General features: G+C 70.9%; 18 protein-coding genes and 1 pseudogene. 13 read left to right on the top strand and 6 right to left on the bottom strand.

The genetic code is table 11. The features are described 5' to 3' along the window. Positions 1-3: 3 nt before the first annotated feature. A complete protein-coding gene (locus ACTMTI_RS09935; protein WP_441119759.1) occupies positions 4-3,153 on the bottom strand; it encodes a BTAD domain-containing putative transcriptional regulator in 3,150 nt (1,049 codons plus the stop codon). A gap of 89 nt (positions 3,154-3,242) precedes the next feature. Here ACTMTI_RS09935 and ACTMTI_RS09930 point away from each other — a divergent pair, with 89 nt between their 5' ends. Beyond that, a complete protein-coding gene (locus ACTMTI_RS09930) occupies positions 3,243-4,721 on the top strand; it encodes an MFS transporter (protein WP_441119757.1) in 1,479 nt (492 codons plus the stop codon). Between the two features lie 26 nt (positions 4,722-4,747). Here the strand turns inward: ACTMTI_RS09930 and ACTMTI_RS09925 are convergent, their stop codons facing one another. Both ACTMTI_RS09925 and ACTMTI_RS09920 read right to left on the bottom strand, forming a co-directional pair. Next, a complete protein-coding gene (locus tag ACTMTI_RS09925; protein ID WP_441119755.1) occupies positions 4,748-5,101 on the bottom strand; it encodes a nucleotide pyrophosphohydrolase in 354 nt (117 codons plus the stop codon). An 81-nt stretch (positions 5,102-5,182) separates the two neighbouring features. Next, positions 5,183-5,821 (bottom strand): annotated as a pseudogene (locus ACTMTI_RS09920) (maleylpyruvate isomerase family mycothiol-dependent enzyme); the annotation flags it as partial. A 45-nt stretch (positions 5,822-5,866) separates the two neighbouring features. Here ACTMTI_RS09920 and ACTMTI_RS09915 point away from each other — a divergent pair. Continuing rightward, a complete protein-coding gene (locus tag ACTMTI_RS09915) occupies positions 5,867-7,501 on the top strand; it encodes a serine/threonine-protein kinase (RefSeq protein WP_441119753.1) in 1,635 nt (544 codons plus the stop codon). 76 nt (positions 7,502-7,577) lie between these two features. Here the strand turns inward: ACTMTI_RS09915 and lanL are convergent, their stop codons facing one another. Next, a complete protein-coding gene (lanL, locus tag ACTMTI_RS09910; RefSeq protein ID WP_441119752.1) occupies positions 7,578-10,253 on the bottom strand; it encodes a class IV lanthionine synthetase LanL in 2,676 nt (891 codons plus the stop codon). A 123-nt stretch (positions 10,254-10,376) separates the two neighbouring features. Next, the gene (locus ACTMTI_RS09905) at positions 10,377-10,547 is read right to left on the bottom strand and encodes an SflA family class IV lanthipeptide (protein ID WP_165959921.1); all 171 of its coding nucleotides are present in this window, start codon (positions 10,545-10,547) and stop codon (positions 10,377-10,379) included. Between the two features lie 289 nt (positions 10,548-10,836). Here ACTMTI_RS09905 and ACTMTI_RS09900 point away from each other — a divergent pair, with 289 nt between their 5' ends. The 3 genes from ACTMTI_RS09900 (at position 10,837) to ACTMTI_RS09890 (ending at position 14,324) form a co-directional block, all read left to right on the top strand. Beyond that, on the top strand, positions 10,837-12,747 hold the full coding sequence (locus ACTMTI_RS09900) for an ABC transporter ATP-binding protein (protein ID WP_441119750.1): 1,911 nt from the start codon (positions 10,837-10,839) through the stop codon (positions 12,745-12,747). Then, positions 12,744-13,583, top strand: a complete 840-nt coding sequence (locus tag ACTMTI_RS09895; protein ID WP_441119748.1) for a MauE/DoxX family redox-associated membrane protein — start codon at positions 12,744-12,746, stop codon at positions 13,581-13,583. The genes ACTMTI_RS09900 and ACTMTI_RS09895 overlap by 4 nt, the downstream gene beginning before the upstream one ends. Before the next feature lie 219 nt (positions 13,584-13,802). Further along, entirely contained in the window at positions 13,803-14,324 is a 522-nt protein-coding gene (locus tag ACTMTI_RS09890; RefSeq protein WP_441119747.1) for a hypothetical protein, read from the top strand. Between the two features lie 193 nt (positions 14,325-14,517). Here the strand turns inward: ACTMTI_RS09890 and ACTMTI_RS09885 are convergent, their stop codons facing one another. After that, complete coding sequence (locus tag ACTMTI_RS09885; RefSeq protein ID WP_441119746.1) at positions 14,518-15,528, bottom strand: LacI family DNA-binding transcriptional regulator; 1,011 nt, start codon at positions 15,526-15,528, stop codon at positions 14,518-14,520. A 142-nt stretch (positions 15,529-15,670) separates the two neighbouring features. Here ACTMTI_RS09885 and ACTMTI_RS09880 point away from each other — a divergent pair, with 142 nt between their 5' ends. The 8 genes from ACTMTI_RS09880 to ACTMTI_RS09845 all read left to right on the top strand — a co-directional run bounded on the left by ACTMTI_RS09880 (position 15,671) and on the right by ACTMTI_RS09845 (position 24,210). Next, positions 15,671-16,960: an extracellular solute-binding protein gene (locus ACTMTI_RS09880; RefSeq protein ID WP_441119745.1), complete on the top strand. Its 1,290-nt coding sequence runs from the start codon at positions 15,671-15,673 to the stop codon at positions 16,958-16,960. Then, positions 16,957-17,913, top strand: coding sequence for a carbohydrate ABC transporter permease (locus ACTMTI_RS09875; RefSeq protein WP_441119744.1), 957 nt, complete (start codon positions 16,957-16,959; stop codon positions 17,911-17,913). The genes ACTMTI_RS09880 and ACTMTI_RS09875 overlap by 4 nt, the downstream gene beginning before the upstream one ends. After that, positions 17,913-18,755: a carbohydrate ABC transporter permease gene (locus tag ACTMTI_RS09870; RefSeq protein WP_441119743.1), complete on the top strand. Its 843-nt coding sequence runs from the start codon at positions 17,913-17,915 to the stop codon at positions 18,753-18,755. The genes ACTMTI_RS09875 and ACTMTI_RS09870 overlap by 1 nt, the downstream gene beginning before the upstream one ends. A 4-nt stretch (positions 18,756-18,759) precedes the next feature. Next, entirely contained in the window at positions 18,760-20,127 is a 1,368-nt protein-coding gene (locus tag ACTMTI_RS09865; protein WP_441119741.1) for a glycoside hydrolase family 5 protein, read from the top strand. 111 nt (positions 20,128-20,238) lie between these two features. Then, positions 20,239-21,072, top strand: coding sequence for an iron uptake transporter permease EfeU (efeU, locus tag ACTMTI_RS09860; protein WP_441119740.1), 834 nt, complete (start codon positions 20,239-20,241; stop codon positions 21,070-21,072). Between the two features lie 11 nt (positions 21,073-21,083). Next, on the top strand, positions 21,084-22,226 hold the full coding sequence (efeO, locus tag ACTMTI_RS09855; protein WP_441119738.1) for an iron uptake system protein EfeO: 1,143 nt from the start codon (positions 21,084-21,086) through the stop codon (positions 22,224-22,226). Positions 22,227-22,574: 348 nt separating this feature from the next. After that, positions 22,575-23,816: an iron uptake transporter deferrochelatase/peroxidase subunit gene (efeB, locus tag ACTMTI_RS09850; protein WP_441119737.1), complete on the top strand. Its 1,242-nt coding sequence runs from the start codon at positions 22,575-22,577 to the stop codon at positions 23,814-23,816. A gap of 154 nt (positions 23,817-23,970) precedes the next feature. Beyond that, positions 23,971-24,210 (top strand): hypothetical protein, encoded by a 240-nt coding sequence (locus ACTMTI_RS09845; protein WP_441119736.1) that lies wholly within the window; start codon positions 23,971-23,973, stop codon positions 24,208-24,210. The last annotated feature ends 104 nt before the right edge of the window (positions 24,211-24,314 follow it).

Genomic DNA, 24,314 nt, shown 5'->3' with positions numbered 1-24,314 from the left:
CCGTCACAGCAGGTCCTGGACGTCTTCGAGCTTGCCGGCGGCGCCCTCCTCGTACGCGGCCGCGAACGCCTCCGCCCCGAGCGCCTCGCGTACCCGCGCCGTGACCCGCTCGATCTCAACCAGATCGGACGCGTCCGCCGGGGTCTGGTTGCGCTCCCTGGCCCCCGCCACCAGGCCCAGCAGCCTGGCGGCCTGCTCGGTCGGCCCCGCGGCCGCGGCCGCGCCCTGCACCGCGGCCGCCATCGTCCACGGATCGCCGATCTTCCGTGCGGCGGCCAGCGCCTCGGCGTGCAGCTTCATGGCCGCGGCCAGGTCGCCGCGCAGCTCCATCAGATAACCCAGCTCGATCAGCGTGGACGGCAGGTGCAGCGGAGGCTCGTTGTCCGGGTCGCGCGGCACGCCTTCCAGCAGGCGGAGCAGATGCTTCTCGGCCAGGTCGAGCCGGCCCGACCGGCGCGCGGAGAACGCCAGGCCCATCTCCGCCATGATCTCGCCCTCCTTGTAGGCCTGGCCGGCGGCCAGTTTCATGGCGCGCTCGGACAGCTCGATGGCGCGGTCGTACGCGCCGTTCTGCATCGCCAGCCAACCCAGCCAGGCGATGCGCCCGGCGACCTCGGGCCAGAGCCCGAGGTCCTCGGCCATCCGCAGCCCTTCCGCGAACAGCCTGTTGGCCTGCTCTTCGTCGCCCGACAACCCCGCCATCCCGGCCAGCCACTCGGTGGCCTGGAGCATCCCCCAGCGGTCGCCCAGTTCGCTGAACAGCCGCATGCTCTCGCCGCCGTCGCGCTCCAGCGCCTCGGTGTCCCGCATGGTGAACGCGTCCCTCGCCTGGCGGCTGAGCGCGGCGGCCTCGCCCCACCGGTCGCCGACCGCCCGGAACGTGGCCAGCGCCCGGCCCGTCAGCTCCTGCCCGGTCGGCATGTCGCGAACGTGCAGCGCGACGAACAGCTCGGCCCTGGCCCGCTCGCGCGGATCTTCGACGGCCGCCAGCGTGGCCTCCCATTCGACCTGCTCGCCCACCATGAGCGCGAACCCGGCCTGCCAGGCCGCCGCTCTGGCCCCGGGCGGCGAGGCCGGGTCCGCGACGGACAGGGCCGCCGACAGCAACCGCCTGCCCTCGGCCAGCCTGCCGCGCAGGAACCAGTACCAGGCCAGCGCGTTCACCAACCGCGCCGCGCGCTCCCCGTCTCGCCGGGCGATGGCCGTGTCGAGCGCGGCCCGCAGGTTGGCGCCCTCCGCGTCCAGGCGCAGCAGCCAGTCCCGCTGCTCCGGCCCGTACAGTCCAGGCTCGGCCTGCTCGGCCAGCGCCAGGTAGTGGCGCAGGTGCGCGAGCCGTACGCGGTCGAGCTCGCCCGCGTCGGACAGCCGGGCGGCGCAGTACGCCGACACCGACTCCAGCAGCCGGTACCTGACTCCGGCCGGGGAGTCCGCGACGACCACGAGCGAACGGTCGACCAGCCGGGCCAGCAGGTCGAGCACGTCCAGCCCAGGGTCCGCGCAGACGGATTCGGCGGCCTCCAGCGTGCAGCCGTCGGCGTGCACCGCCAGGCGGCGCAGGACCAGACGTTCCTCCTCGGACAGCAGGTCCCAGCTCCAGCCGATCACCGCGGTCAGCGTCTGCTGGCGGGCGGGGGCGCCGCGCTGCCCGGAGGCCAGCAGCCGGAACCTGTCGTCCAGCCGGGCCACCACGCCGTGCACGCCGAGCGCCCGCACCCGGGTCGCGGCCAGCTCCAATGCCAGCGGGATGCCGTCCAGCCGCCTGCAGAGCTGCGCGACGGCCTGCGCGTTGCCCGCGTCGAGCGCGAAGCCGCGGGCGGAGGCGGCGGCGCGGGTCACGAACAGCCGGACGGCGTCGGAGCGGGCCATGACGGTCAGGTCGGTGCCGGCGGGCACGCCGAGCGGTGGCACGCTCCACAGCACCTCGCCCTGCACGGCCAGCGGCTCCCTGCTGGTGGCCAGGATCCGCAGGTCCGGACAGGCCCGCAGGAGCAGCTCGGCCAGCTCGGCGACCTGCTCGACCACGTGCTCGCAGTTGTCGAGGACGAGCAGCGTGCGGCGTTGCCTGAGCGCGCCGGCCAGTTGCTTCGCGGGGTCGGCGGAGGCCGCGTCCTCCCTGATGTCCAGGACCGCCATGACGGCCTCGATCGGTGAGCGGGAGGCCTGGTCCAGCTCGCCGCGCGCGGCCTGGTCCAGCTCGACCAGCCAGGCGCCGTCGGCGAAGTCGTCCAGCAGCCGGTTCGCCGCCTCCAGCGCCAGGCGGGTCTTGCCGACCCCGCCGCTGCCGGTGAGCGTCACCAGCCGCTCCTCGCCGACCAGGGCGCACACCTCGGCCAACGCCTCGTCCCGGCCGATCAGCTTGCTGACGGGGGCGGGCAGGTTCGTCAGCGGGCGCTCGGCGGGCACGCTCAGCGCCGGGTCCTGCCCGAGTATCGCCTGGTGGAGGGCGACCAGCTCGGGTCCGGGGTCGAGGCCGAGCTCGTCGGCCAGCCGCTCGCGCAGCTCGGCGTAGCCGGCCAGGGCTTCGCTCTGGCGTCCGGCCCGGTAGAGAGCGCGCATGTGCACGGCCCTCAGCCGTTCCCTGAGCGGATATCTGGCCACCAGGTCGCCGAGCTCGCCCACCAGCAGCCCGTGCTCGCCCAGCTCGAGCCGTACTTCGGCGTGCTGCTCCAGCGCCGACAGCCGCTGCTCCTCCAGGCGGACGATGGCCGATCTGGTGTACTCCTCGTCGGCGAAGTCCGCGTACGCGGGGCCGCGCCACAGCGCCAGCGCGTCGGCCAGCAGCCCTGCCCTGGCCCGCGGGCTGTCGGCGGCCTCGGCGCGGGCCAGCAGGCCGGCGAAGCGCTCCGCGTCCACGGCGCCGGAATCAGGGCGCAGCAGGTAGCCGGGGGCGCGGGAGACCACGAGGTTCTTGCCGCCCGGTTCGGCGTCCTCGAGCGCCTTGCGGAGTTGGGAGACGCGTACTTGGAGCGCGCCGGCGGAGTTGCCCGGCGGCTCTTCGCCCCACAAATCGTCGACCAGCCGGTCGACGGACACCGGATGGCCCTCGTGAACGAGCAGGTCCACCAGCAGCGCCCGTACCTTGAGGCCGGGAATCGTGACGGGCTCCCCGGCGTCGGTCCACACGGCCAGCGGCCCCAGCACCCCAAAACGCATGCTCGTCACCTTATGCGCGGCCTTAAGTCCGCGGAAAGAACATCGGAAGGCTCTTCCAGCACCGTGGAGGCAACTGGAAGGAGAATCACATGAACACCGATGTCCTCGCCGGACGGCGCGAATGGGCCGGGCTGGCGGTCCTGGCCTCCGTGGCCCTGCTGCTCTCCATCGACGTCAGCGTCCTCTACCTGGCGCTCCCGCATCTCAGCACCGACCTCGGCGCCACCGCCCCGCAACAACTGTGGATCATGGATGTTTACAGCTTCATGCTGGCCGGTTTCCTGGTCACGATGGGCACGCTGGGTGACCGGATCGGACGGCGCAGGCTGCTGCTGATCGGCGCGGCGGCGTTCGGCGTGGCGTCGGTGCTGGCCGCGTACTCGGTGAACGCCGAGATGCTGATCGCCACTCGGGCGCTGCTCGGCATCGCCGGGGCGACGCTGATGCCGTCCTCGATGGCGTTGATCCGGAACATGTTCCGGGACGGCAAGCAGATGGGCACCGCGATCGGGCTGTGGTTCGGCTGCTTCATGCTGGGCATGGCGGCCGGGCCGCTGGTGGGCGGGCTGCTGCTGGGGCACTTCTGGTGGGGGTCGGCGTTCCTGATGGGGGTGCCGTTCATGGTGCTGGTGCTGGTGAGCGGGCCGGCGCTGCTGCCGGAATACCGCGACCCGAACGCCGGGCGCCTCGACCTGACCAGCGTCGCGCTGTCGCTGGCGACGATCCTGCCGGTCGTGTACGGGCTCAAGGAGGTCGCCAGGAGCGGCTGGCACCCGGTGGCGGTCGCTGCGATCTCGGCGGGGGCGGCGTTCGGCGTGGCGTTCGTCCGGCGGCAGCGTCGCCTCGCCGACCCGCTGCTCGACCTGCGCTTGTTCGCCAACCGCGCCTTCGCGGCCACGCTCGGGATCATGCTGCTCGGGGGCATCGTCATGGCGGGCACGACGCTGATGACCACCCAGTACCTGCAAACCGTGCAGGCGATGTCGCCGCTGGAGGCCGGGCTGTGGCTGGTGCCGCAGAACATCGCCATGATCGTGGCCCTGACGCTGGCCCCGGCGTTCGCGCGCCGCTTCGGCACCGCGTACGTGATGGCCGCCGGGCTGGCGCTGGGCGCGGTGGGGCTGTTCCTGCACACGCAGGTGCCGAGCGCCGGTGGCACCGGACTGGTGGTGACCGGCCTCGTCCTGGCCTCCGCCGGCATCGCGCTGCCGATGGGCGTGGGCAACGGCGTGATGATGACGGCCGCGCCTCCGGAGAAGGCCGGGTCGGCGGCGTCGCTGTCGGAGACGAGCGGCGAGTTCGGCGTCGCGGTGGGCGTGGCCGCCATGGGCAGCCTGGGCACCGCCGTCTACCGCGGGCAGCTCCCCGACCACCTCCCGGTGGAGGCGGCCCGCGAGAGCATCACCGCCGCGGTGACCGCCGCCAAGGACCTGCCGGACCTGCTCGATCTGGCCCGCGCCGCCTTCACGACGGGACTGAACACGGTGGCCGCGATCAGCACGATCGTCTTCGTCGGCCTGGCCGTCGTCACGATCGCCGTGCTACGGCGGCACGACGCCGCGGCATGAGCCCAGCGCGCGCCGCCCGGGCCACCTCACGAAGAAGGCGGCGCCTTCCTGGCCGAGCCGCGGTAGCGGGTGGCGTCGTAGCGGCGCTCGTTGTCGTCGAGTTTGGCCCGCGCCGCCTCCACCAGGTCCACGCCCAGGACGTCGGCCAGCCGTACCAGGTAGAGCGTCACGTCGCCGAGCTCCGTACGCATCCTGGCGAGCGCTTCCGGATCGGGGCTCCCGGACTCGTCGGCGGTGAGCCACTGGAACTCCGCCACCAGCTCCCCCACCTCGCCCGCCAGCGCCATCACCAGATTCTTGGGCGTGTGGAACTGCTCCCAGTCCCTGGCCCTGGCGAACTCGCGCAGGCGTACGGCAAGCTGCTCCAACTCCGTCGTCACGTCGCCCGACCTTACCCACCCCCGCCAGCAGGTTGCCGACGGGCACTCCGGCCCACCGCCGCGCGCCTCCGCCTTGCGGACCTACTGCGTCGCGTCCTTCAGCAGGCCGCGCAGGTGCTCCACCGGCTCGGCGGCACCGGAGAAGGTCAGCGCCTCGCCGCCCGCGCGCCCCCACAGCCACAGCAGCACGTCCTGGGGCGGGCCCGAGATCGACGCATCGCCCGGGGACGCGTCCCGGGTGACCTCGACCCCCGACGGGACCGGCCGTACCAGCCAGCGGCCCTCGCCCGCGACGATCGACACCGTGCGGCCGTCGGCGCTCGCGAGGCGGTCGCCGAACTTCCCCGGCCACTTGCGGGAGGCGTAGGCGAGGAAGACCACCAGGACCTCGTCGATGCCGTCCACGGCCAGGTCGCCGGGGATGGGCGCGATGACCTCGCCCGCCGCGAGCTCGGCGTCCACCCGGTGCACCACCGTCTCCTGCGCCATCCTGCGGATCCAGAAGCCGACCGTCTGGTCAGGGTCGTACCAGGTGAGGGCTTGCTCCTCGGGCTTGCGGGAGGCGAACTCCGCGCGCAGCTCGGACAGGGTGCGATCCAGGTAGCGGAGCGGGTCTGCGGCATCGTGCTCCGGCGGCCAGCCGGGCCACGCGCCGCGCCGCATCACCTCGGTCTTGTGCTGGTAGACCTTGCCGACGTGGTTGACGAGGTCGGCGACGGTCCATCCGGGGCAGCCGAGCGATCAGCACCGTGTACGCTTCCGCGCGTGTCCGAATTATCGGTGCCCGGCTATGAGGTCAAGGGCGTGCTCGGCCAGGGCGGCTGCGGAGTGGTGTACCTCGCCGTGCAGTCGGCCGTCGGCCGTGAGGTCGCGCTCAAGGTCGACAACCGGGTGCTGTTGTCGGACCGCGACCGGCGCCGCTTCATGCGCGAGGTCACGGCGGCCGGCGCCCTGTCCGGCCACCCGCACGTGGTGCCCGTCTACGACGCTGGGCTGCTGCCCGACGGGCGGCCGTACATGGTGCTCGAACTGTGCCCCGGCGGATCGCTGGCCGGCCGGCTGCTCTCGCCGGCGGAGGCGCGCGACGTGGGCGTGCGGATCGCCGACGCGCTGGCCGCCGCGCACGCGCAGGGGGTGCTGCACCGCGACGTGAAGCCGGGCAACATCCTGCTCAACCGGTACGGCCAGGTCGCGCTGTCGGATTTCGGCCTGGCCACCATGCCGGCCTCCGGCCCCGACGCCTCGGTGACGCGCGAGTCCTTGACCCCTTCGTACGCCCCGCCCGAGGCGTTCGAGCTGGCCGAGCCGACACCGGCCGGTGACGTGTACGCGCTGGCGGCCACCGTCTACGCCCTGCTGTCCGGGCGCCCGCCGCGCTTCCCTGAGAGCGGCGTGCCGAACCTGGCGATGATCCTGGCCCTGCACCGCCTGCCCGTCCCGGAGATCCCGGGGGTGCCGCCGGAGTTGACCGCCGTGCTGCGGCAGGCGCTGGCGAGCGATCCGCGCGTGCGCATCCCGAGCGCCGCCGCCTTCCGCGACGCCCTCGCCGCCGTCCCCCTCGCCCCTTCCCCTGACCGCCCCTCCACCCCGCCGCCGGCGCACCACGGCGGGCCCGGCCCTTACGGCGGGCCACCCGGTTCTCCCCCCGGCCCCTACGGCGGCCCACCCGGCTCCAACCCCGGCCGCCACGCCGCCTCCCCACCCATCGACCAGCCGATGCCGCCTCAGGCCCCAAGCCCACGCCAGACCCCGGGCGTGCCGCAGGTTCCCGGTCTCGCGGCCGACACCAGACCTTCCACCGCACATGGTCTCAACAAGGCACTGGTCGCGATCATCGCCGCGCTGTCCCTGGTGATCGCGGTCGGCGCAGGCGTGATCGTCTACACCCAGATCATCCAGCAGGAGCCGGAGGTCCGGCAGGCCCAGCCCGGCCGCACGACGACTGCGGAGAAACCCGTGCAAGAGAAGGCCAAGGTGTTCGCCGGGCTGGACACGTACACCGACAACTGCCCGGCCGCCAAGGTGCGCGACGCCGGGGCGGCCTGCGTACGGGAGTCGGAGTGCTGGGGCGGCCTGGTCATCATCGTGGGCGACACGAAGGCCAGGCGGCTCGGTTGCGAGGAGACGCATTCGTGGGAGACGTTCGCGGTCGCCCCGATCCCCAAGGACGCCGAGACCTACGTGCAGCAGGACCTCGCCAAGCACCCGACCGTGAAGCGGGTGTGCAGTCGCGCGGTGCTCCTGGCCAGCAGGGTCGGCACGGCCAGGAACATCGCGGCCGTCAGATGGCGGGCCGACGTCATGCCGCCGTCGCAGGCCCAGTTCGAGGACGGGGTGCGCTACTACCGCTGCATCGGCAGCGTGACCGGCCAGCAGCCGCGCAGGCCCTTCTTCCATTAGGCCCGAGGGGCTGCTGGGAGCAACACGACCCGGTCCGGCTCCGGTGAGATGAACGAGCCCCCGTCGTTGATCCGTGCTATTCAGGCAGCCGCCAGCCGGCCGTCCACAAGCGCGTCCCCGAGCGGCGGTCGAGGCGGCGCAGGAACGACAGGACGCCCGAGGTACCGGTGCTCCAGGTGTAGGCCGCCTTGTCGAGGTCATTGCCGGGGAAGACCGGCTGCGCCGGCTCGCCGCCGGCGCGTACGAGCATCAGCTCGGCGACCTCCTCGGCGCCGCGCCAGTGGCCGTCGTCGCCCGTGACCATCGCCAGGTCGATCAGCGCCTCGCCGATGCCCGCCAGTCCGCAGCATTGCGAGACCACCCACGCCTGCGGGGCGACGACCAGGCACGCCCGCGCTCCCCGCTCGGCCAGGTCCAGGTAGCGGTCCTCGCCGTACGCGCGGGCCGCGTGCGCCAGCGCGCCGGCGATGCCCGACATGCCCTGGCACCAGGACGCCCCCATCGCCCGGGCATCCGGGCCGTGCAGCTCGCCGATCAGCGCCTCGGCCCGTACGGCCAGCGCCGCGAACCGTTCCCTGGCCGCCTCGCCGGCCGCCGGGTCGCCGGTGACCTCGTGGTAAGAGAGCAGGAAGTCCGCGCAGCCGGCGTCGCCGTGGGCGTACGCCGTGTCGACGGACACGCCGGAGCCGGGCTGGGCGGGCGCCACGGCGTCCTCCGACCGCGTGACGTCACCGGTGATCAGCAGCCGGGCGCACTCCGCGGCGAGCCGCAGGTGCCGGGCGTCGCCGGGTTCGACGGCGGCCAGCGCCAGGTGGCCCGAGCCGATGCCGGCCACGCCGTGCGCCTGGTCGGCCCGCTGCGGGCCATCCAGGGTGACCGGGTCCGGCGCCGCCAGCTCCGGCACGGCGGTCAGGCGGGCCGCGGTCAGGAACAGCGTGGTGCCGGTGCGGCCGAAGTACAGCGCGGGCGGGAGCTTGGCGGGTGGCATCACGCGGGCCGTCCACCGGGCCAGGTCCGCGGCCACGGCCTTGGCTTCCGGGTGGTGCAGCAGCTCCATGCCGACGCCTGCGCAGCCGCCGTAGACGTTGGTCACCGGCGGGCTCTCCCGGCGGGCGTCCTCGGGCGCGGCCATCAGCTGCTCGGCGAAGGCCGCGCACTCGCGCACGGTGTGGTCGAGCGCCTTGGACAGCAGTTCCCCGGTGAGCTTGGGCGTGGCGGGCAGGCTCCGCCGTCTCACCGGCGGCCGCTCGGCGGGGACCTGCCCGTCGCCGGAGCCGGTCGCGGGGCGCGGCCCGCAGGAGGACCTGATCTCGGCGGCGGCCGCGGCGCGGTCGGCGGGGTCGAGGCTCAGCAGGCCGGGCAGCAGGCCGAGGACGCCCGTCGTGACGTCCGGGAACATCCGTGCCAGGCACATGAGCGTGCGCTCGACGTTACGGACGGGGTCCGGGCCGATCATGATCGGGTTCATCCCGGTGGCCGCGAAGAACAGGGTGGCGCCCAGCGAGAAGTAGTCGTCGGCGGGCACGGAGTCGCGGTCGGTGTGCTGGTCGGGGACGCTGTAGCCGCGGCTCCAGCCGGGCAGCTGCAGTCCGTCGTACCTGCTGTTGCCGAAGTCGATGAGGGTGCAGCGGCCGTCCTCGCCGAGCACGACGTTCTTGGGCGACAGGTCGCGGATGACGACGCCGCGCGAGTGCACCGCGTCGATCACCTCCAGCAGCCGGACGGCCAGCGCTCCGAGGTCGCGCTCGCCGTGCGCGTCCTCCCTGGTGAACAGGCCGTCCTCCGCGACGAACCGGTTGAGGTCGCGGCTGCCCGCGTCGGTCATGACGAGGAACTCGTCCTCGCCGTGCCGGAAGTGATCGATCGGCTCCGGTACGCCCGCCACGCCCTTGAGCGCCTGGAGGACGCGCAGCTCGTTGCGGAGATACATCCGCAGGTCCCAGCCCTTGACGTTCTCCCCGACGTACGCGCGGGCCTCCTTGACCACGACCCGCCGGCCGGCGGCGTCGGTGGCGCGATAGACGTTGCCGCGCGGGCCGCGCACGACGCCGGACGTCACGCGGTACCGGCCGCCGATGACCCGGCCGGCGCCGCCGTCGGCGGCCTGCCCCGCCGTCTCCGCGGGCGGCCGCGTTCTCGGTGACGGCCGCTCACCAGGCTGCGGCACGTCCGACGGGCCGGCCTCTGGGCGGAACGGGTCGGTCGCCCAGGGCGGGCAGGCGAACTCGGGGCCGGCCGCGCCCGGCAGTTGCTCGCCGTCCGGCCCGATCACGATCAGCTCGAAGTCACCGTTCTCGTCCACCCGGTACTGCGCGGCGAACGGGGCGTACCTGTAGTACACCGGAGCGTCGGGGCGTATCCGCCGGTCGCTGACGATGCGCGGGGCCGACAGCCCGGACAGGGCGTCGGCGAGGGCGTGGCCCAGCTCGACCACGCGGTCCTGCTCCGGGTAGACGGTCATGGCCTTGCCCACGACTCCCGGGTCGACGTCGCCGGAGTTCAGCTCCATGAGTCTGTGGGCGGAGCGGGCGACCTTGAAGGCGCAACCGACGCCCGCCAGGATCGGCAACACGCGGTCAAGGGTGTCCGCGAGGGTGCCGGGACGTGCGGAAACATGGATTTTCCAGCCTTGTGATGGAATATCGCAATGAGGGTCGTGAACGCTGATCCACGTGTCGTCCTCGTATATTTCCCTACGATTCGACTCGGCAAATTGGGTAAGACGGTCGAGCACACTACTGTCCACGGTCATCCCTCAATAACGGAGCGCATCGGCCGATACGAGAAAAGGCCACCAGAGCAGCGCCGATGGCCTTTTCCCAGCGCTTTGTGTCACCACACGTCACCGCGTGGGATCAGGCGCTTCACACACGCTTCACACAATGGAGGGGCAGCAGGGGAAACTGCTGCACACCGTACGCTTGCAGGTGTTGACGCAGGCCTGAGGGCCGTGGAGCAGCTTGCTCAGCTCGCCTTCGAAGTCGACGGCGAGGTCTTCGTACTCCAGGACTCCGGCGTCACGGGGCTCCAGGGCGAGGACCGACATAAGGGCTCCTTCCTTGGCCACCTATGGGCGGCCGACGTGGGGATCCGAGCCTCGGGATGGCGCCGGTAGGCACCTTTCCCGCACTCTGCCCACGAGCAGGAATCGTTTACACGTTCCATGTCGCGAGCAAACGGAGGCATTATGTGCATATATTCGGAAGCCTGTCCAGAGGTGGCCGTAAGGGCCAAAATATGTTTACATGCACCTTTACACGGATAGTTTGATCTTCTAGATTGGCCTGCGTGATGGGGGGATCTCCGGCGTGCCGGCTGCGGAAGGGCACCCTCGCATGAGGCTCTGGCGGCGTAGAGCCGGAGCGAGCGTCCCGGACGAGAGGTCGGGGCTCGTGGTCGCGTACTGGGAGAGCCACGACGAGCACCTGCTGACCGCCACCCTCGGCACGATCGCCCGCAGGCTGCCGTCCTTGGTGGCCGCCGCACTGCGGATGGCGTGGCAGGCCAGTCCCCGCGACACGGCCGTGGCAGTGTCGGGCAACCTCGTGGCCGGTGTCTTCACCGTCTTCGGCCTGGTGGCCACCTCCAGTGTGCTGGCCGCGCTGTTCGCCGCCGGTCCCACGCCCGACCGGGTATGGGCCGCGCTGCCCTCGCTGTTGCTCGTGGCCGCCGCCACGGGGTTGCGCGGCGCGCTGCTGGCCGGCGCGGGGTGGGCGCAGGCCCGACTCAAACCGCAGGTCGAACGGCTGGCCGAGACGCGCCTGTTCGAGCTGACCACCAGGGTGGAGCTGGCCGCGTTCGACGACCACGACTTCCACAACGCGATGCGGCGGGCCCGTGACAGCGGCGTGCCCGACACCGCCACCGTGGTGGAGACGACGATCGCCGTGGTCACCGGCGCGGTCGGCGTGCTGGCCTCAGCCGTGGCGCTCGGCCTCCTGCACCCGATCCTCATGCCGTTGCTGCTGGTCACCGCCGTGCCTGCGGGATGGGCCGCGGTGCGCATGGCGAGGCTGGGCTACCAGGCGTTCTACCGGCTGTCCGCCGCGCGGCGGCGCAAGTTCATGCTGTCGGACCTGATGGCCGAGCGGCAACCCGCCGCCGAGGTGCGGGCCTTCACGCTGCGGGACTTCCTGCTCGGCCAGTACGCCAAGGTGGCCGACCTGGAGCAGGACGTCCAGCTCAACGTGGCGCGGCGGCGGGCCGCGACCAAGGCGGGCGGCGACCTGCTGACCGGCGTGGCGACGGCCGGCGTGTACATGGTGCTCGGCGTGCTGCTGGCCGTCGGCGTCATCCCGCTGTCGGTGGCCGGCGCCGCCGTGCTGGCGATCAGGACCGGGCAGGTGTCGCTCACCGCCCTGATCCAGACCATGAACCGGCTCTACGAGGCCGGCCTCTACTTCGGTGACTACCTGGCCTTCTGCGAGCTGGCCCGGGAGCGCGTCCCCCCGCCACCCGAGGCGCCCTCATCCCCCGCCGAGCCGGCGCCGTTCCGCCTGCTGACGGCCGAGAACGTCACGTTCACCTACCCCGGCGCCGACCGGCCCGCGCTGTCGGGCGTCAGCGTGACCGTCGGCCGGGGCGAGGTCATCGCCCTGGTCGGCGAGAACGGCTCGGGTAAGACGACCCTGGCCAAGCTGCTGGCCGGACTGTACCGGCCGCAGGAGGGCACGATCCACTGGGACGGCGTCGAGCTCGGCGCGTTCGACGGTGACGCGCTGCGGCGGCGGATCTCCGTGATCGCCCAGGACCACACCCGCTGGCCGCTCACCGTCCGCGAGAACATCGTCATGGGGCGACCCCTGGAGGAGGACCGGCTTGCCGCCGCGGCCGCCGCGGCGGGCGCCGACGAGGTGGTGGCTCAGCTGCCCGACGGCTACGACGCGCTGCTCGACCGCCGCTTCCGCGGCGGCCACGACCTGTCGGGCGGCCAGTGGCAGCGCATCGCCGTGGCCCGCGGGTTCTACCGTGACGCCGCGCTAGTCATCTTCGACGAGCCGACCTCGGCCCTGGACGCGCGCGCCGAGCACGCCCTGTTCGAACGGATCCGCGGCCACGCCGACGGCCGCACCATCGTGCTCATCACGCACCGGCTGGCCAGCGTCCGCTACGCCGACCGCATCTACGTGCTCGACGGCGGCACGGTCGCCGAGCAGGGCACGCACGCCGAGCTGATGGAGCGCGACGGCATGTACGCCGGCCTGTACGAGCTGCAGGCCTCGGCCTACCACCAGACGGTGCCGTGATCGTCGCCCAATCGGCGTACCTCGCCGTGGCCGCGGTGCTGCTGGTGGCGGCGCTCGGCAAGCTGCGCGACGTGCGCGGCTTCGCCCGGTCGGTGGCCGGCTACCAAGTGCTGCCGGGCGTGCTAGCGGGCCCGGCCGCGGTGGCCGTGCTCGTGGCCGAGCTGCTCGCTGCCGGGCTGCTGCTCGTGCCGGATGGCCGGCGGTGGGGCGCGGTGGTGGCGGGGGTCCTGTTCGCCGCGTTCCTGGCGGCCATGGCCTCCGTGCTGCGGCGCGGGATGGCCGTGGACTGCGGTTGCTTCGGCGGCCGTGACCTCGTCGGTGCCGGCACGCTGGTGCGTACCGGCCTGTTGCTGGTCCTCGCGGTGACGGCGGCCCTGACCGGGCCGGTCGCGTTCGCACTCGTCCAGCTCCCGGTGGCGGCGGTCCTGCTCGGGCTGGCCCTCCTGCCCGCGCGGCTGCTGCGCGCGGAGAGGGCCTCATCCGGGCCCCGTCCCGGCACCCGCTTCGCCCTGGCCGGCGCGCCGGAGCCGGCCGGTGACCGGGTGATGTACGCGTTGGTCTCGTCCGCGTGCGGGCTGTGCGGGACGATGCTGCCGGAGTTCGCCGCGACGGCCGCCCGCCTGGAGGTCGTGCTGGTCAGCGCGGCGGCCGGATACGGTGGCGGCGGGCTGCCCGTGGTCGTGGACCCGGAGGTCTTCGACCGCAACGACATCCCGTGGCCGCCGTACGTGGTGGTGACCGACCGCATCGGCACCGTCCTGGCGGCCGGCGTCGCGGCCGAGCCCGCACAACTGGAGCAGATCCTGTCCAGCGCCGGAGCCGTCGCTCCCCAGTGAGGAGTCGCGTGAAACCGGCCGCCGAATCCTCGCCCGCCCTCGACCGGCTCGCGCGCTGCTGACGGCTGTCGCTGATCCGTTCTGACATCCACCGCGGACCCGTAGCAGCACGCAGTCAGCCTGCTGTCAGCGGCGGCGAGCATCGTCTTGCTCATCGAGCCAAGAGGACGCCGGGGCCGAGCCACCGGCACCCGAGAACCCCTTGAGAAGGAACTCCCCGTGATCACGTTCGCCGCCGCACTGCAGCTACTCATCGCCCTGGCCTTCCTGAGCATCCCCCTCGTACGCCACCTCTACGGATCGAGCGCGAAAACGAACGCGGAGGCGGAGCTGACGCGCCAGGGCATCCGCACCACCGTCCTCGAAGAGAACAAGCTCAGCTTCGACGCCAGCGGCCACGAAACATACGTCCCCGCCACCGTCGCGCTGGTCATGACGGTTCTGGCCGTGCTCAACCTGTCCGGGATCGAGTGGGGACAGACGCTGTCCTGGATCTTCCAGCCGGTCGTTCTGGTCGGCAACTTCCTCATCCTGTACAGCCAGTTGACCGCCGCCAAGTCCGTGCAGGCCGCCTTCGCACGCAAGGGCGACCCGATGCTGCAGCGCATCGACGTACGGGCTCTCCTCAAGGCGGCCGAGAGCGGCTTCCCCACCTGGGTGATGCCGATTCTCCAGAACATCCGGCACACCGTGGTGATCGGCGGTTCGGTCCTTGTCCTGGCAGCGCTGATCATCGCCTGATGAGAGTCCCAGAGTCGTTCGGCCCCGGCGTCACCATCTGCGACGCCGGGGCCGTAACGCGTCTCGAGGTCCCTGTCGCAGTGGATCAGCAGCGTGGCCGTCTGCTGTCGTTCAGCCGTTCGCGCAGGTCGAAGCCGTCCTCGGCGTTGAGCACGGTGGCAGCGTCGGCGCGCAAGCCGACCACCCGGCAGAATTACTCGTATCGGGCGGTGCTTTCGCGCACGATCAGCTCCGTGGCCAGTTCCACGCGCTTGGTCTCCGGCACCTCTCCCCGTCCCATCGCCAGCACCGTACGGGTCGCCAGAGCCGCCATCTCCTGCAGCGGCTGGCGTACGGTGGTCAACGGGGGCCAGGCGGACTTGGCCAAGGGCAGGTCGTCGAAACCCACCACGCTCAAGTCCTCCGGCACGCGAAGCCCCCGCTGCCGGGCGGCCTCGAAAACGCCGAACGCCATCAGGTCACTCCCGGCGAAGATCGCCGTGGGCGGGTCCTCAAGAGACAGCAGGGCGTGGCCCTCGTCGTGGCCCGATTCCACCAGGAACGTGCCGCGCCGGATCAGTTCGGGCGCGAGTGGTACGCCGGCCGTCTCCAGCGCCGCCCGGTATCCGTCTATCCTCGCCTGGCTGCACAGCATGTCGGCGGGGCCGCTGATCATGCCGATGCGGCGGTGGCCGAGCTCCAGCAGATGCCGGGTGGCGGCCAGGCCGCCGTTCCAGTTCGTGGCGCCGACCGATACGACCCCGGGTGCGGGCTCGCCTTCCGGGTCCACCACCACGAATGGCAGTGAGCGGGCGCTGAGCTGGGCCTGCACGCCGGTCGACAGGCGTGACGCCACGATGACCACGCCGTCCGTCCTGCGGGCGGCCAATCGTTCGAGCCAGTCGCGTCCCGGCCCGGCGTGGGTGTGCAGGACGGAGATGACCACGCTGGCCCCGCCGTCGTGGGCGGCGCTCTCCGCGCCGCGCACGATCTCCATGGCCCACGGCGACTCGATCTCGGCGAAGACCAGATCCACCAGGCCGGCCGGGGTGTCGTCCTGGCTGACCCGCCGCTGGTAGCCGTGTTCCTGGAGGAGCCGCTCGACCCTGTGGCGCGTCGCGGGGGCGACCTCCGGGCGCCCGTTGATGACCTTGGAGACCGTCGGAATGGAGACACCGGCCTCTTCCGCGATCAGTGCGATCGTCACCCGCCTCTTCGCTGACACGATCGGGAGTGTACTGAAAGTTTCGGTTCAACGTCGCTCCCGCCCGAGGTATTGACGCTTTACATGCCGTTTCCTACGCTCCAGGCAACGAAATTATCGGGGGTTTCACGAAACTTTCAGCGACGCCGAGAAGGGGCCCCTAATGAGACGCACTTTCGTGTTGATCGCCACCGCCGTGCTGTTAGCCGGGTGCGGTGGCGGGGGTGGGGAAACCGGCACCTCACAGCCGAATCAAGGCGGTGGCTCGCCCGCCAAGGTCACGCTCGAATGGTGGCACCTGTCGACCTCCGAGCCACTCAAGTCGCTGTGGGCGCAGCGGGCCAAGGAGTTCGAGGCCAAGCATCCGAACGTCACCATCAAGGCCACCGTCCTGGAGAACGACGCGTACAAGGCCAAGCTGACCACGATCACGCAGTCCGGCAAGGCGCCCGACCTGTTCGCGACGTGGGGCGGCGGCGTGCTGAAACAGCAGATGGACGCCGGGCTGGTCAAGGACATCTCCGGCGATGTCGCGGACGTGCTGCCGAACTTCACGCCGGCGGCGCTGAGCGCGTACCAGTTCGACGGCAAGACGTACGCGCTTCCGACCGACATCGGCGCCGTCGGCTTCTGGTACAACAAGAAGCACTTCGAGAAGGCCGGCATCACGCAGCCGCCCGCGACGTGGGCGGAGTTCCTCGAGGACGTCAAGAAGCTCAAGGCGGCGGGCATCACCCCGATCGCGCTGGCCGGCAAGGAGAAGTGGCCGGGCCACTACTACTGGGCCTACCTCGCCATGCGCATCGCCGGCCTGGACGCGCTCAAGCAGGCGGCGGTGGACAAGGACTTCACCAAGCCCGACTTCGTGGCAGCGAGCCAGCAGGTCAAGGCGCTCGCGGACCTGCAGCCGTTCCAAAAGGGGTTCCTGGGCGCGGGCTACGGCACCCCTGATGGGCAGGCCGCCACGATGGGCAACGGCAAGGCGGCCATGGAGCTGATGGGCCAGTGGGCGCCGGCCGTGCAGGACTCGTCAGGCAAGGGGCTCGGCGACGACCTCGGCTTCTTCCCCTTCCCCATCGTCGACGGGGGCAAGGGATCGGCCACGGACGCGTTCGGCGGGGGCGGCGGCATCGCCGTCGGCACGGACGCCCCGCCGGAGGCCGTGCAGTTCGTGAAGTTCATGACCGAGATGGGCAACCACACCAAGGCCGTGGCGGCCGGCGGCGTGCTGCCGGTGCTCAAGGGCGAGGAGAGCGCGGTCAAGGACGCGAACCTCAAGCAGGTGGCGACCATGCTGGCCAACGCCGGCGGCTTCCAGCTCTACCTCGACCAGGCGTACCCACCCGCGGTCGGCCAGCAGGTCAACGACAGCGTGGCCGAGCTGATCGCCGGCACGAAGACGCCGGAGGAAGTCGGCAAGGACGTCACCGAAGTGGCGAAGACCGAAGAATGACGACACTCACGAAAGGGCCGGAGGCGGTCAAGCTTCCGGCCCCCGCTCCTGCCCCCAGACGGCGTGGCCGCTGGCTGACCATCGCCCTGTTCCTGGCGCCGGCGCTCGTCCTGTTCCTGCTGCTGGTCGTGGCGCCGATCCTGGTGGCCGGGTACGCCAGCGTGTTCCGCTGGAACGGGTTCGGCGGGCTGCCCACCAACTTCATCGGGTTCGACAACTTCACCCGGCTGTTCGGCACCGAGATCTTCGCCCAGGACCTGTGGCACCTGCTGGTGCTCGTCCTGCTGTCGGTGTGCGTGCAGTTGCCGTTCTCGCTGGCCATCGCGATGCTGCTGAACCAGCGCATCCGGGGGCGGGCGCTGTATCGGCTGGTGTTCTTCGCGCCGTACGTGCTCTCCGAAGTCATCACCGCCGTGCTGTTCTCGCTGATCCTCGCGCCCGACGCCGGCATGGCGAACCAGTTGCTGTCGGTGTTCGGGATCGAGTCGGAGTGGCTGGCCGACCCCGACACCGTGATGCCGTCGCTGTTCCTGGTCATGACGTGGAAGTACTTCGGCTTCCACATGATGATCTATCTGGCCGGCCGGCAGAACATCCCCAACGAGCTCATGGAGGCCGCCCAGATCGACGGCGCCTCCGGCTGGAAGACGTTCCGGCACATCACGCTGCCGCTGCTCGGGCCGACGATCCGGATCAGCGTCTTCCTGTCGGTCATCTACACCATCCAGCTGTTCGACCTCGTCTGGATCCTCACCGGAGGCGGCCCGTCGCACTCGTCGGAGACGATGGCCGTGACCATGATGGAGTGGGGCTTCAAACGCAACCAGGTCGGCTACGCCAGCGCGATCAGCGTCGTCATGTTCGTCCTCAGCCTCGTCTTCGCCCTCCTCTACCAGCGGTTCGTGATGCGCCGCGACCTGGCGGGCGCGACCACCAGCATCGGAGGCCGCTGATGGCCCACCGCAAGAAGGCCGCGGCCCGGCACAACACCCTGCCCCTGCACGCGATCGCGTGGATCGTCGGCGCGTTCATCCTCATCCCCGTGGTCTACGCGCTGCTCGGCGGGTTCAAGAGCAACAGCGAGCTGTCCGGCAACCCCTTCGGCCTGCCGGAGACGTGGGTGACCGCGAACTACACCGATGTGCTCGGCTCCGGCTCGTTCTGGCTGCAGCTGTGGAACAGCACGTTCATCGCGGTCATCACGACCCTGCTGACCGTCGGGCTGGCGGCGCTGGCGGGCTTCATCTTCGCCAGGTTCGCCTTCCGCGGCAGGGAGGCGCTGTTCACGCTGTTCACCGCGGGGCTGATGTTCCCGTTCGCGGTGGCCATCCTGCCGATCTTCGTGTTGCTGCGCACGTTCGGGCTGCTGGGCAACCCGCTCGGCGTCATCCTGACGCAGGCCGCGTTCGGCCTACCGCTGACGATCATCATCCTGCGCGGGTTCTTCAGGAGCATCCCGGGCGAGATCGAGGAGGCGGCCATCATCGACGGCTGCTCCCCGTTCGGGTTCTTCTGGCGGATCCTGCTGCCCATGGCCCGCCCGGCGATGGCCACCGTGTCGGTCCTCGCCATTGTCGGCAGCTGGAACCAGTTCATGCTGCCGCTGGTGGTCTTCACCGAGGAGTCGAGCTGGACGCTGCCGCTGGGCATCCAGCAGTTCCAGGGCCAGTACGCCTCCGACACCGCCCGTATCCTCGCCTATCTCGTCCTGGCCATGGTGCCCGCGCTCGGGTTCTACGCCATCGCGGAACGACACCTGGTCGGTGGTCTCACCGCAGGTGCTACGAAGGGGTGACCACATGCTTCAGGTATCCGGAGCCCGGCTCCTCACAGACGACAACACGCCGGTACGGCTCCGCGGAGTGGGCCTCGGGGGCTGGCTCAACATGGAGAACTTCATCACCGGCTTCTCCGCCAACGAGTCCTCGATGCGCACGGCCGTCCGCGACGTGCTCGGCGACGAGCGGACCGAGCTGTTCTTCGACCGGCTGCTGACCTCGTTCTTCACCGAACAGGACGCCGACCTGCTGGCCGGGCTGGGCATGAACTGCGTGCGCATCCCGGTCAACTACCACCACTGGGAGGCCGACGACCGGCCCTTCGAGATCGACGAGCGCGGCTTCCGGCACCTCGACCGGGTGATCGGCCTGCTCGGGGCGCGCGGCATCTACAGCGTGATCGACCTGCACGCGCTGCCCGGGTCGCAGAACCAGCACTGGCACTCCGACAACCCCACGCACGTGGCGGCGTTCTGGCAGCACCGGCACTTCCAGGACCGGGCGGTGCGCCTGTGGGAGGTCATCGCCGACCACTACCGTGACAATCCCTGGGTGGCCGGATACAACCCGGTCAACGAGCCGGGCGACGTGTCGGGCAAGGTGATCGGCCCTTTCTACGACCGGCTGGTGAAGGCCGTGCGGGCCGCCGACCCGGACCACATCCTGTTCCTGGACGGCAACACGTACGCTACCGATTTCTCGATATTTCGTGAGATGTATGAGAACACGGTCTTCGTCCTCCACGACTATGCCCTGGCGGGGTTCGCCCACGGCGGTCCCTATCCCGGGTACACCCGCGGCGAGTGGTGCGACCGGGCCGAGCTGGAGCGGACGTTCGCCAAGCGCTCCCGCTTCCAGCGTGAGACGGGCACGCCGCTGTGGGTGGGCGAGTTCGGGCCCGTCTACACCGGGAACCCGGCGGCCGACGCGCAGCGGTACCAGATCCTGCGCGACCAGCTCGACATCTACGACGGTCAGGACGTGGGCTGGTCGCTGTGGACGTACAAGGACGTGGGGTTGCAGGGGCTGGTGCACGCCTCGGGGCCGTACCTGCGGCGGTTCGGGGACTTCATCGCCAAGAAGCGGCGGCTCGGCGCGGACCGGTGGGGCTCCACCATGGAGGAGTCGGCGGACGTGCTCGCTCCCCTGCACACGTTGATCGAGACGGAGTTCCCCGGCTGGAAGCCGTACCCGTGGGGTGCCCGCTACCAGAGCGACGACCTGATCAGGCACATCCTGATCGCCCAGGCGCTGCTACCGGAGTACGCCGAGCTCTTCCGCGGACTCGGTGACGACGAGCTGGTCACGCTGGCCGACTCGTTCCGGCTGGAGCAGTGCGTACGCCGGGAGCCTCTTCTCGAACTGCTGGCCGACAACCTGGCAGGGTGACGAGTCCCACATCGTCACATCATTACCAGACTGTCGCTTTTGAGGGCTTGCGCTGAGTAAGCTGCGGCTGCCTAATTAGGTAAGCCTTTCCTCATCAAGCCAGGAGTGACGGTGCTCGCCAGTTACCTCATCGGACTGCGCGAAGGACTCGAAGCGGCACTCGTCGTCTCGGTTCTCGTCGCTTTCCTCGTCAAGAGCGACCGCAGGGACACGCTCCCCCACGTCTGGAGCGGCGTCGGCGCGGCCGTCGCGCTGTCCGCCGGGTTCGGGGCGTTGCTGACGTTCACGGCGGCACACCTGGACTTCACCGGGCAGGAGCTGTTCGAGGCGATCGCGTCGCTGCTGGCCGTGGCGTTCGTCACCGGGATGATCTTCTGGATGCGACGGGCGGCCCGCGCGCTCTCCGGCGAACTGCGAGGCAAGCTCTCCGATGCGCTGGAGGTGGGCTCGCTCGCGGTGGTCGTGATGGCCTTCCTCGCCGTGGCCCGCGAGGGGCTGGAGACCGCGCTGCTGTTCTTCGCCTCCGCGCAGAGCGCCGCCACGACCGCGCAGCCGGTGATCGGCATCACCCTGGGGCTGATCACCGCCGTGGTCATCGGCTGGGGCATCTACCGCAGTGCCATCAAGATCAACCTGACGAAGTTCTTCACCTGGACGGGGCTGCTGCTGATCCTGGTGGCCGCCGGGATCTTCAAGTACGGCGTGCACGACCTGCAGGAGGCCGGCATGCTGCCGGGCCTGAGCACGTACGCCTTCGACATCAGCGGCGCCCTCCCCGCCGACTCCTGGTACGGCGCCCTGCTGGGCGGCATGTTGAACATCACCCCGCAGCCGAGCGTCGCCGAGGTCGTGGCCTGGGCCGCCTACCTCATTCCCACTCTCTTCCTCTTCCTCCGCCCGCAGCGGACCAAGTCAACGCCAGCGCCCGCGTCGTCCGCGGCCTGAACAGGAGCATCATGCGTACCGCCCTCCGTCTGTCCTTCGGCGCGCTGGCCCTGGCGGGCCTCACCGCCTGCGGCTCCGGCGCCGCCCCCGCCCCGGCCCCCGCCGCGTCCGGGGCCGCCAAGCCCGGGAAGATCACCGTGGCCGCGTCCGACACCGAGTGCAAGGTCGCCGCGTCGGAGGTGGCCGCGGGCACCACGACGTTCGCGATCACCAACGGCGGCGCCAAGGTGACCGAGTTCTACGTGTACGCCCCCGGCGACCGCGTCATGGCCGAGGTCGAGAACATCGTCCCCGGGCTGACCAGGGAGCTCATCGCCGAACTGCCCGCGGGCGCGTACGAGACCGCGTGCAAGCCCGGCATGGTCGGCAAGGGCATCCGCAACCCGCTCAAGGTCACCGGCGAGCACAAGGCGCTCACGTCGGACGCCGCGCTCGCCGAGGCCGTCGCCAGCTACAAGCGCTACGTCAAGTCGCAGAGCGACACGCTGCTGGTAAAGACGCAGGAGTTCGTGGACGCGGTCAAGGCCGGCAAGATCGACGAGGCCAAGGCGCTGTTCCCGGTGTCGCGTACGTACTGGGAGCGCATCGAGCCGGTCGCGGAGATCTTCGGCGACCTCGACCCGGCCATCGACGCCCGCGAGGCGGACCTGGCCGAGGGTGAGGAGTGGACCGGCTTCCACAAGATCGAGAAGGATCTGTGGATCCACAAGGACATCAGCAAGTCGGGCCCGACGGCCGACAAGCTGATCGCCGACGTCAAGACCATCGTCGAGAAGGCGAACGCCGCCGAGCTCACCCCGCTGAACCTGGCCAACGGCGCCAAGGAGCTGCTCGACGAGGTGGCCACCGGGAAGATCACCGGCGAGGAGGACATCTGGTCGCACACCGACCTGTGGGACTTCGCCGCCAACCTCGAAGGCTCCAAGGCGGCCGTGCAGTCTCTCCGGCCGGTGCTGGAGGAGCGGGCTCCTGACCTGGTCAAGACGCTGGACGAGAAGTTCGCGGCAGCCGAGGCGGCGCTCGCGGTGCACCAGAAGGGGGACGGCTGGAAGCTGCACAACGAACTGTCCAAGGCGGAGCTGAAGACGCTGTCCGACGCGATCAACGCGCTGGCCGAGCCGATCAGCAAGATCGCCCCGGTGGTCGCGAAGTAGCGGGAGGTGGACGTGATGCCGGGAGCCACGGATCCTCGGGACGGCGAAGCCACGGACGGGAACGCTGCGAGCGGGGCCGCGAGCGGCAACGCTGCGAGCGGGGCCACGGACGGCAGCGCTGTGGGTGGAGCCACGGACGGGAACGCTGCGAGCGGGGCCGCGAGCGGCAACGCTGCGAGCGGGGCCACGGACGGCAGCGCTGTGGGTGGAGCCACGGACGGCAACGCTGCGAGCGGGGCCGCGAGCGGCAACGCTGCGAGCGGGGCCACGGACGGCAGCGCTGTGGGTGGAGCCACGGACGGCAACGCTGCGAGCGGGGCCGCCGACGGTAGTGTCCCGGGCCGGCGGGTGAGCCGTAGGAGCCTGTTCGGGTGGGGCGCGGCGGGCGCGGCCGTGGTAGGTGCCGGGGCGGTGGCGGCGAACTCACTGTTCGACGACCCACCGGTCGCGCACGCCTCCTCGACCTCCGACCCGTACCCCTTCTACGGCCGGCACCAGGCGGGCATCGTCACGCCCGCCCAGGACCGCCTCCATTTCGTGGCGTTCGACGTCACCACGGACAAGCGCGCCGAGCTGATGGAGCTGCTGCAGGAGTGGACCGCCGCGGCGGCGCGGGTGACGCAGGGCAAGGAGGCGGGGGCGTTCGGCGCGGTGGGCGGCACCCCGGAGGCGGCGCCCGACGACACGGGCGAGGCGCTCGGGTTGCCCGCCTCCGGACTGACGCTGACGATCGGGTTCGGGCCGTCGCTGTTCGACGACCGGTTCGGGCTGGCGAACAAGCGGCCCGCGGCCCTCGCCGACCTGCCGAAGTTCCCCGGCGAGCAGCTCATTCCCGATATTTCCGGCGGCGACATCTGCGTCCAGGCCTGCGCCCACGACCCCCAGGTCGCCGTGCACGCCATCCGCAACCTGGCCAGGATCGGCTTCGGCAAGGTCTCCGTACGCTGGTCGCAGCTCGGCTTCGGCCGTACGTCCTCCACGTCGCGCTCGCAGGCCACGCCCCGCAACCTGATGGGCTTCAAGGACGGCACGAACAATCTGAAGCTGGAGGACACCGACCTGCTGCGCGACCAGCTGTGGGCGGCCGCCGCGGACGGCGCGGACTGGATGGCGGGCGGCACGTACATGGTGACCAGGAAGATCCGCATGATGGTCGAGACCTGGGACCGCACCTCGCTCGCCGAGCAGGAGCAGATCTTCGGCAGGGACAAGGGCGAAGGCGCGCCGCTGGGCAAGAAGCGCGAGTTCGACGCGCTGGACTTCGCGGCCAAGGGGCCGGACGGGCAGCCGCACATCGCGAACGACGCCCACATCCGCCTGGCCCACCCGACCTCCCACGGCAACGCGCACCTGCTGCGGCGCGGCTACAACTTCGTGGACGGCTCGGACGGGCTCGGCCGGCTGGACGCGGGGTTGTTCTTCATCGCCTACCAGCGGGATCCACGCAAGCAGTTCGTGCCCGTACAGCTGACCCTGGCCAAGCAGGACCCGCTGAACGAGTACATCAAGCATGTGTCGAGCGGGCTGTTCGCCTGCCCGCCGGGGGTGCGCGACGCGGGAGACTATTGGGGTCGAACGCTCTTCGACTAATCGTGACGATCAGTCGCCCCCCAAGGCCGATGCCATACTGAAAGCCCTGGATGTCGCGCTGACCACGGTCGACACCGACACTGCCGCGTACATCGCCGAGCAAACGGAAATTGGTCTCGGAAATACCAAGGCCCGGCAGATCTGGAGATGTCTGATGTCCATGCAGAATTACCGATTCAAGTCCGAGTTCGCGGAGATGCTCAGGGCCGAAGGACGGGCCGAGGGTGAGGCCCGCGGTGAGGCGAAGTCCGTGCTGAAGGTCCTGGAGCAGCGCTCCATACCCGTGCCGGAGCCGACCCGGGACAGGATCCTGGCGTGCACGGACCTCACCCTCCTTGAGAGCTGGCTCGTCCGGTCGCTCAAGGCCACCACCGCCGAGGAGCTCTTCGACTGATCCCGGCTCGGCTGCCCACCGGGGTGCGCGACGGTGGTGACTCTTGGGGCGCTGTTGAGTGACGGAAGTGTCGGCCGGGTCTGGTAGGACAGGATGCGTCAACC

Origin of the sequence: Nonomuraea sp. H19 (genome assembly GCF_052068215.1) — a bacterium.
In the GTDB taxonomy this organism is placed as follows: Bacteria; Actinomycetota; Actinomycetes; order Streptosporangiales; family Streptosporangiaceae; genus Nonomuraea.
Note: the sequence above shows the minus strand (reverse complement) of the source record. Positions and strands in the feature narration are given on the sequence as shown.

Bases quoted from the DNA above. Each gene is read 5' to 3' on its own strand.
- ACTMTI_RS09935 (WP_441119759.1), bottom strand. From the start codon at position 3,153: ATGCGTTTTGGGGTGCTGGGGCCGCTGGCCGTGTGGACCGACGCCGGG.
- ACTMTI_RS09930 (WP_441119757.1), top strand. From the start codon at position 3,243: ATGAACACCGATGTCCTCGCCGGACGGCGCGAATGGGCCGGGCTGGCG.
- lanL (WP_441119752.1), bottom strand. From the start codon at position 10,253: ATGACCGTGGACAGTAGTGTGCTCGACCGTCTTACCCAATTTGCCGAG.
- ACTMTI_RS09905 (WP_165959921.1), bottom strand. From the start codon at position 10,547: ATGTCGGTCCTCGCCCTGGAGCCCCGTGACGCCGGAGTCCTGGAGTAC.
- ACTMTI_RS09900 (WP_441119750.1), top strand. From the start codon at position 10,837: ATGAGGCTCTGGCGGCGTAGAGCCGGAGCGAGCGTCCCGGACGAGAGG.
- ACTMTI_RS09880 (WP_441119745.1), top strand. From the start codon at position 15,671: ATGAGACGCACTTTCGTGTTGATCGCCACCGCCGTGCTGTTAGCCGGG.
- ACTMTI_RS09875 (WP_441119744.1), top strand. From the start codon at position 16,957: ATGACGACACTCACGAAAGGGCCGGAGGCGGTCAAGCTTCCGGCCCCC.
- ACTMTI_RS09870 (WP_441119743.1), top strand. From the start codon at position 17,913: ATGGCCCACCGCAAGAAGGCCGCGGCCCGGCACAACACCCTGCCCCTG.
- ACTMTI_RS09865 (WP_441119741.1), top strand. From the start codon at position 18,760: ATGCTTCAGGTATCCGGAGCCCGGCTCCTCACAGACGACAACACGCCG.
- efeO (WP_441119738.1), top strand. From the start codon at position 21,084: ATGCGTACCGCCCTCCGTCTGTCCTTCGGCGCGCTGGCCCTGGCGGGC.
- ACTMTI_RS09845 (WP_441119736.1), top strand. From the start codon at position 23,971: ATGTCCATGCAGAATTACCGATTCAAGTCCGAGTTCGCGGAGATGCTC.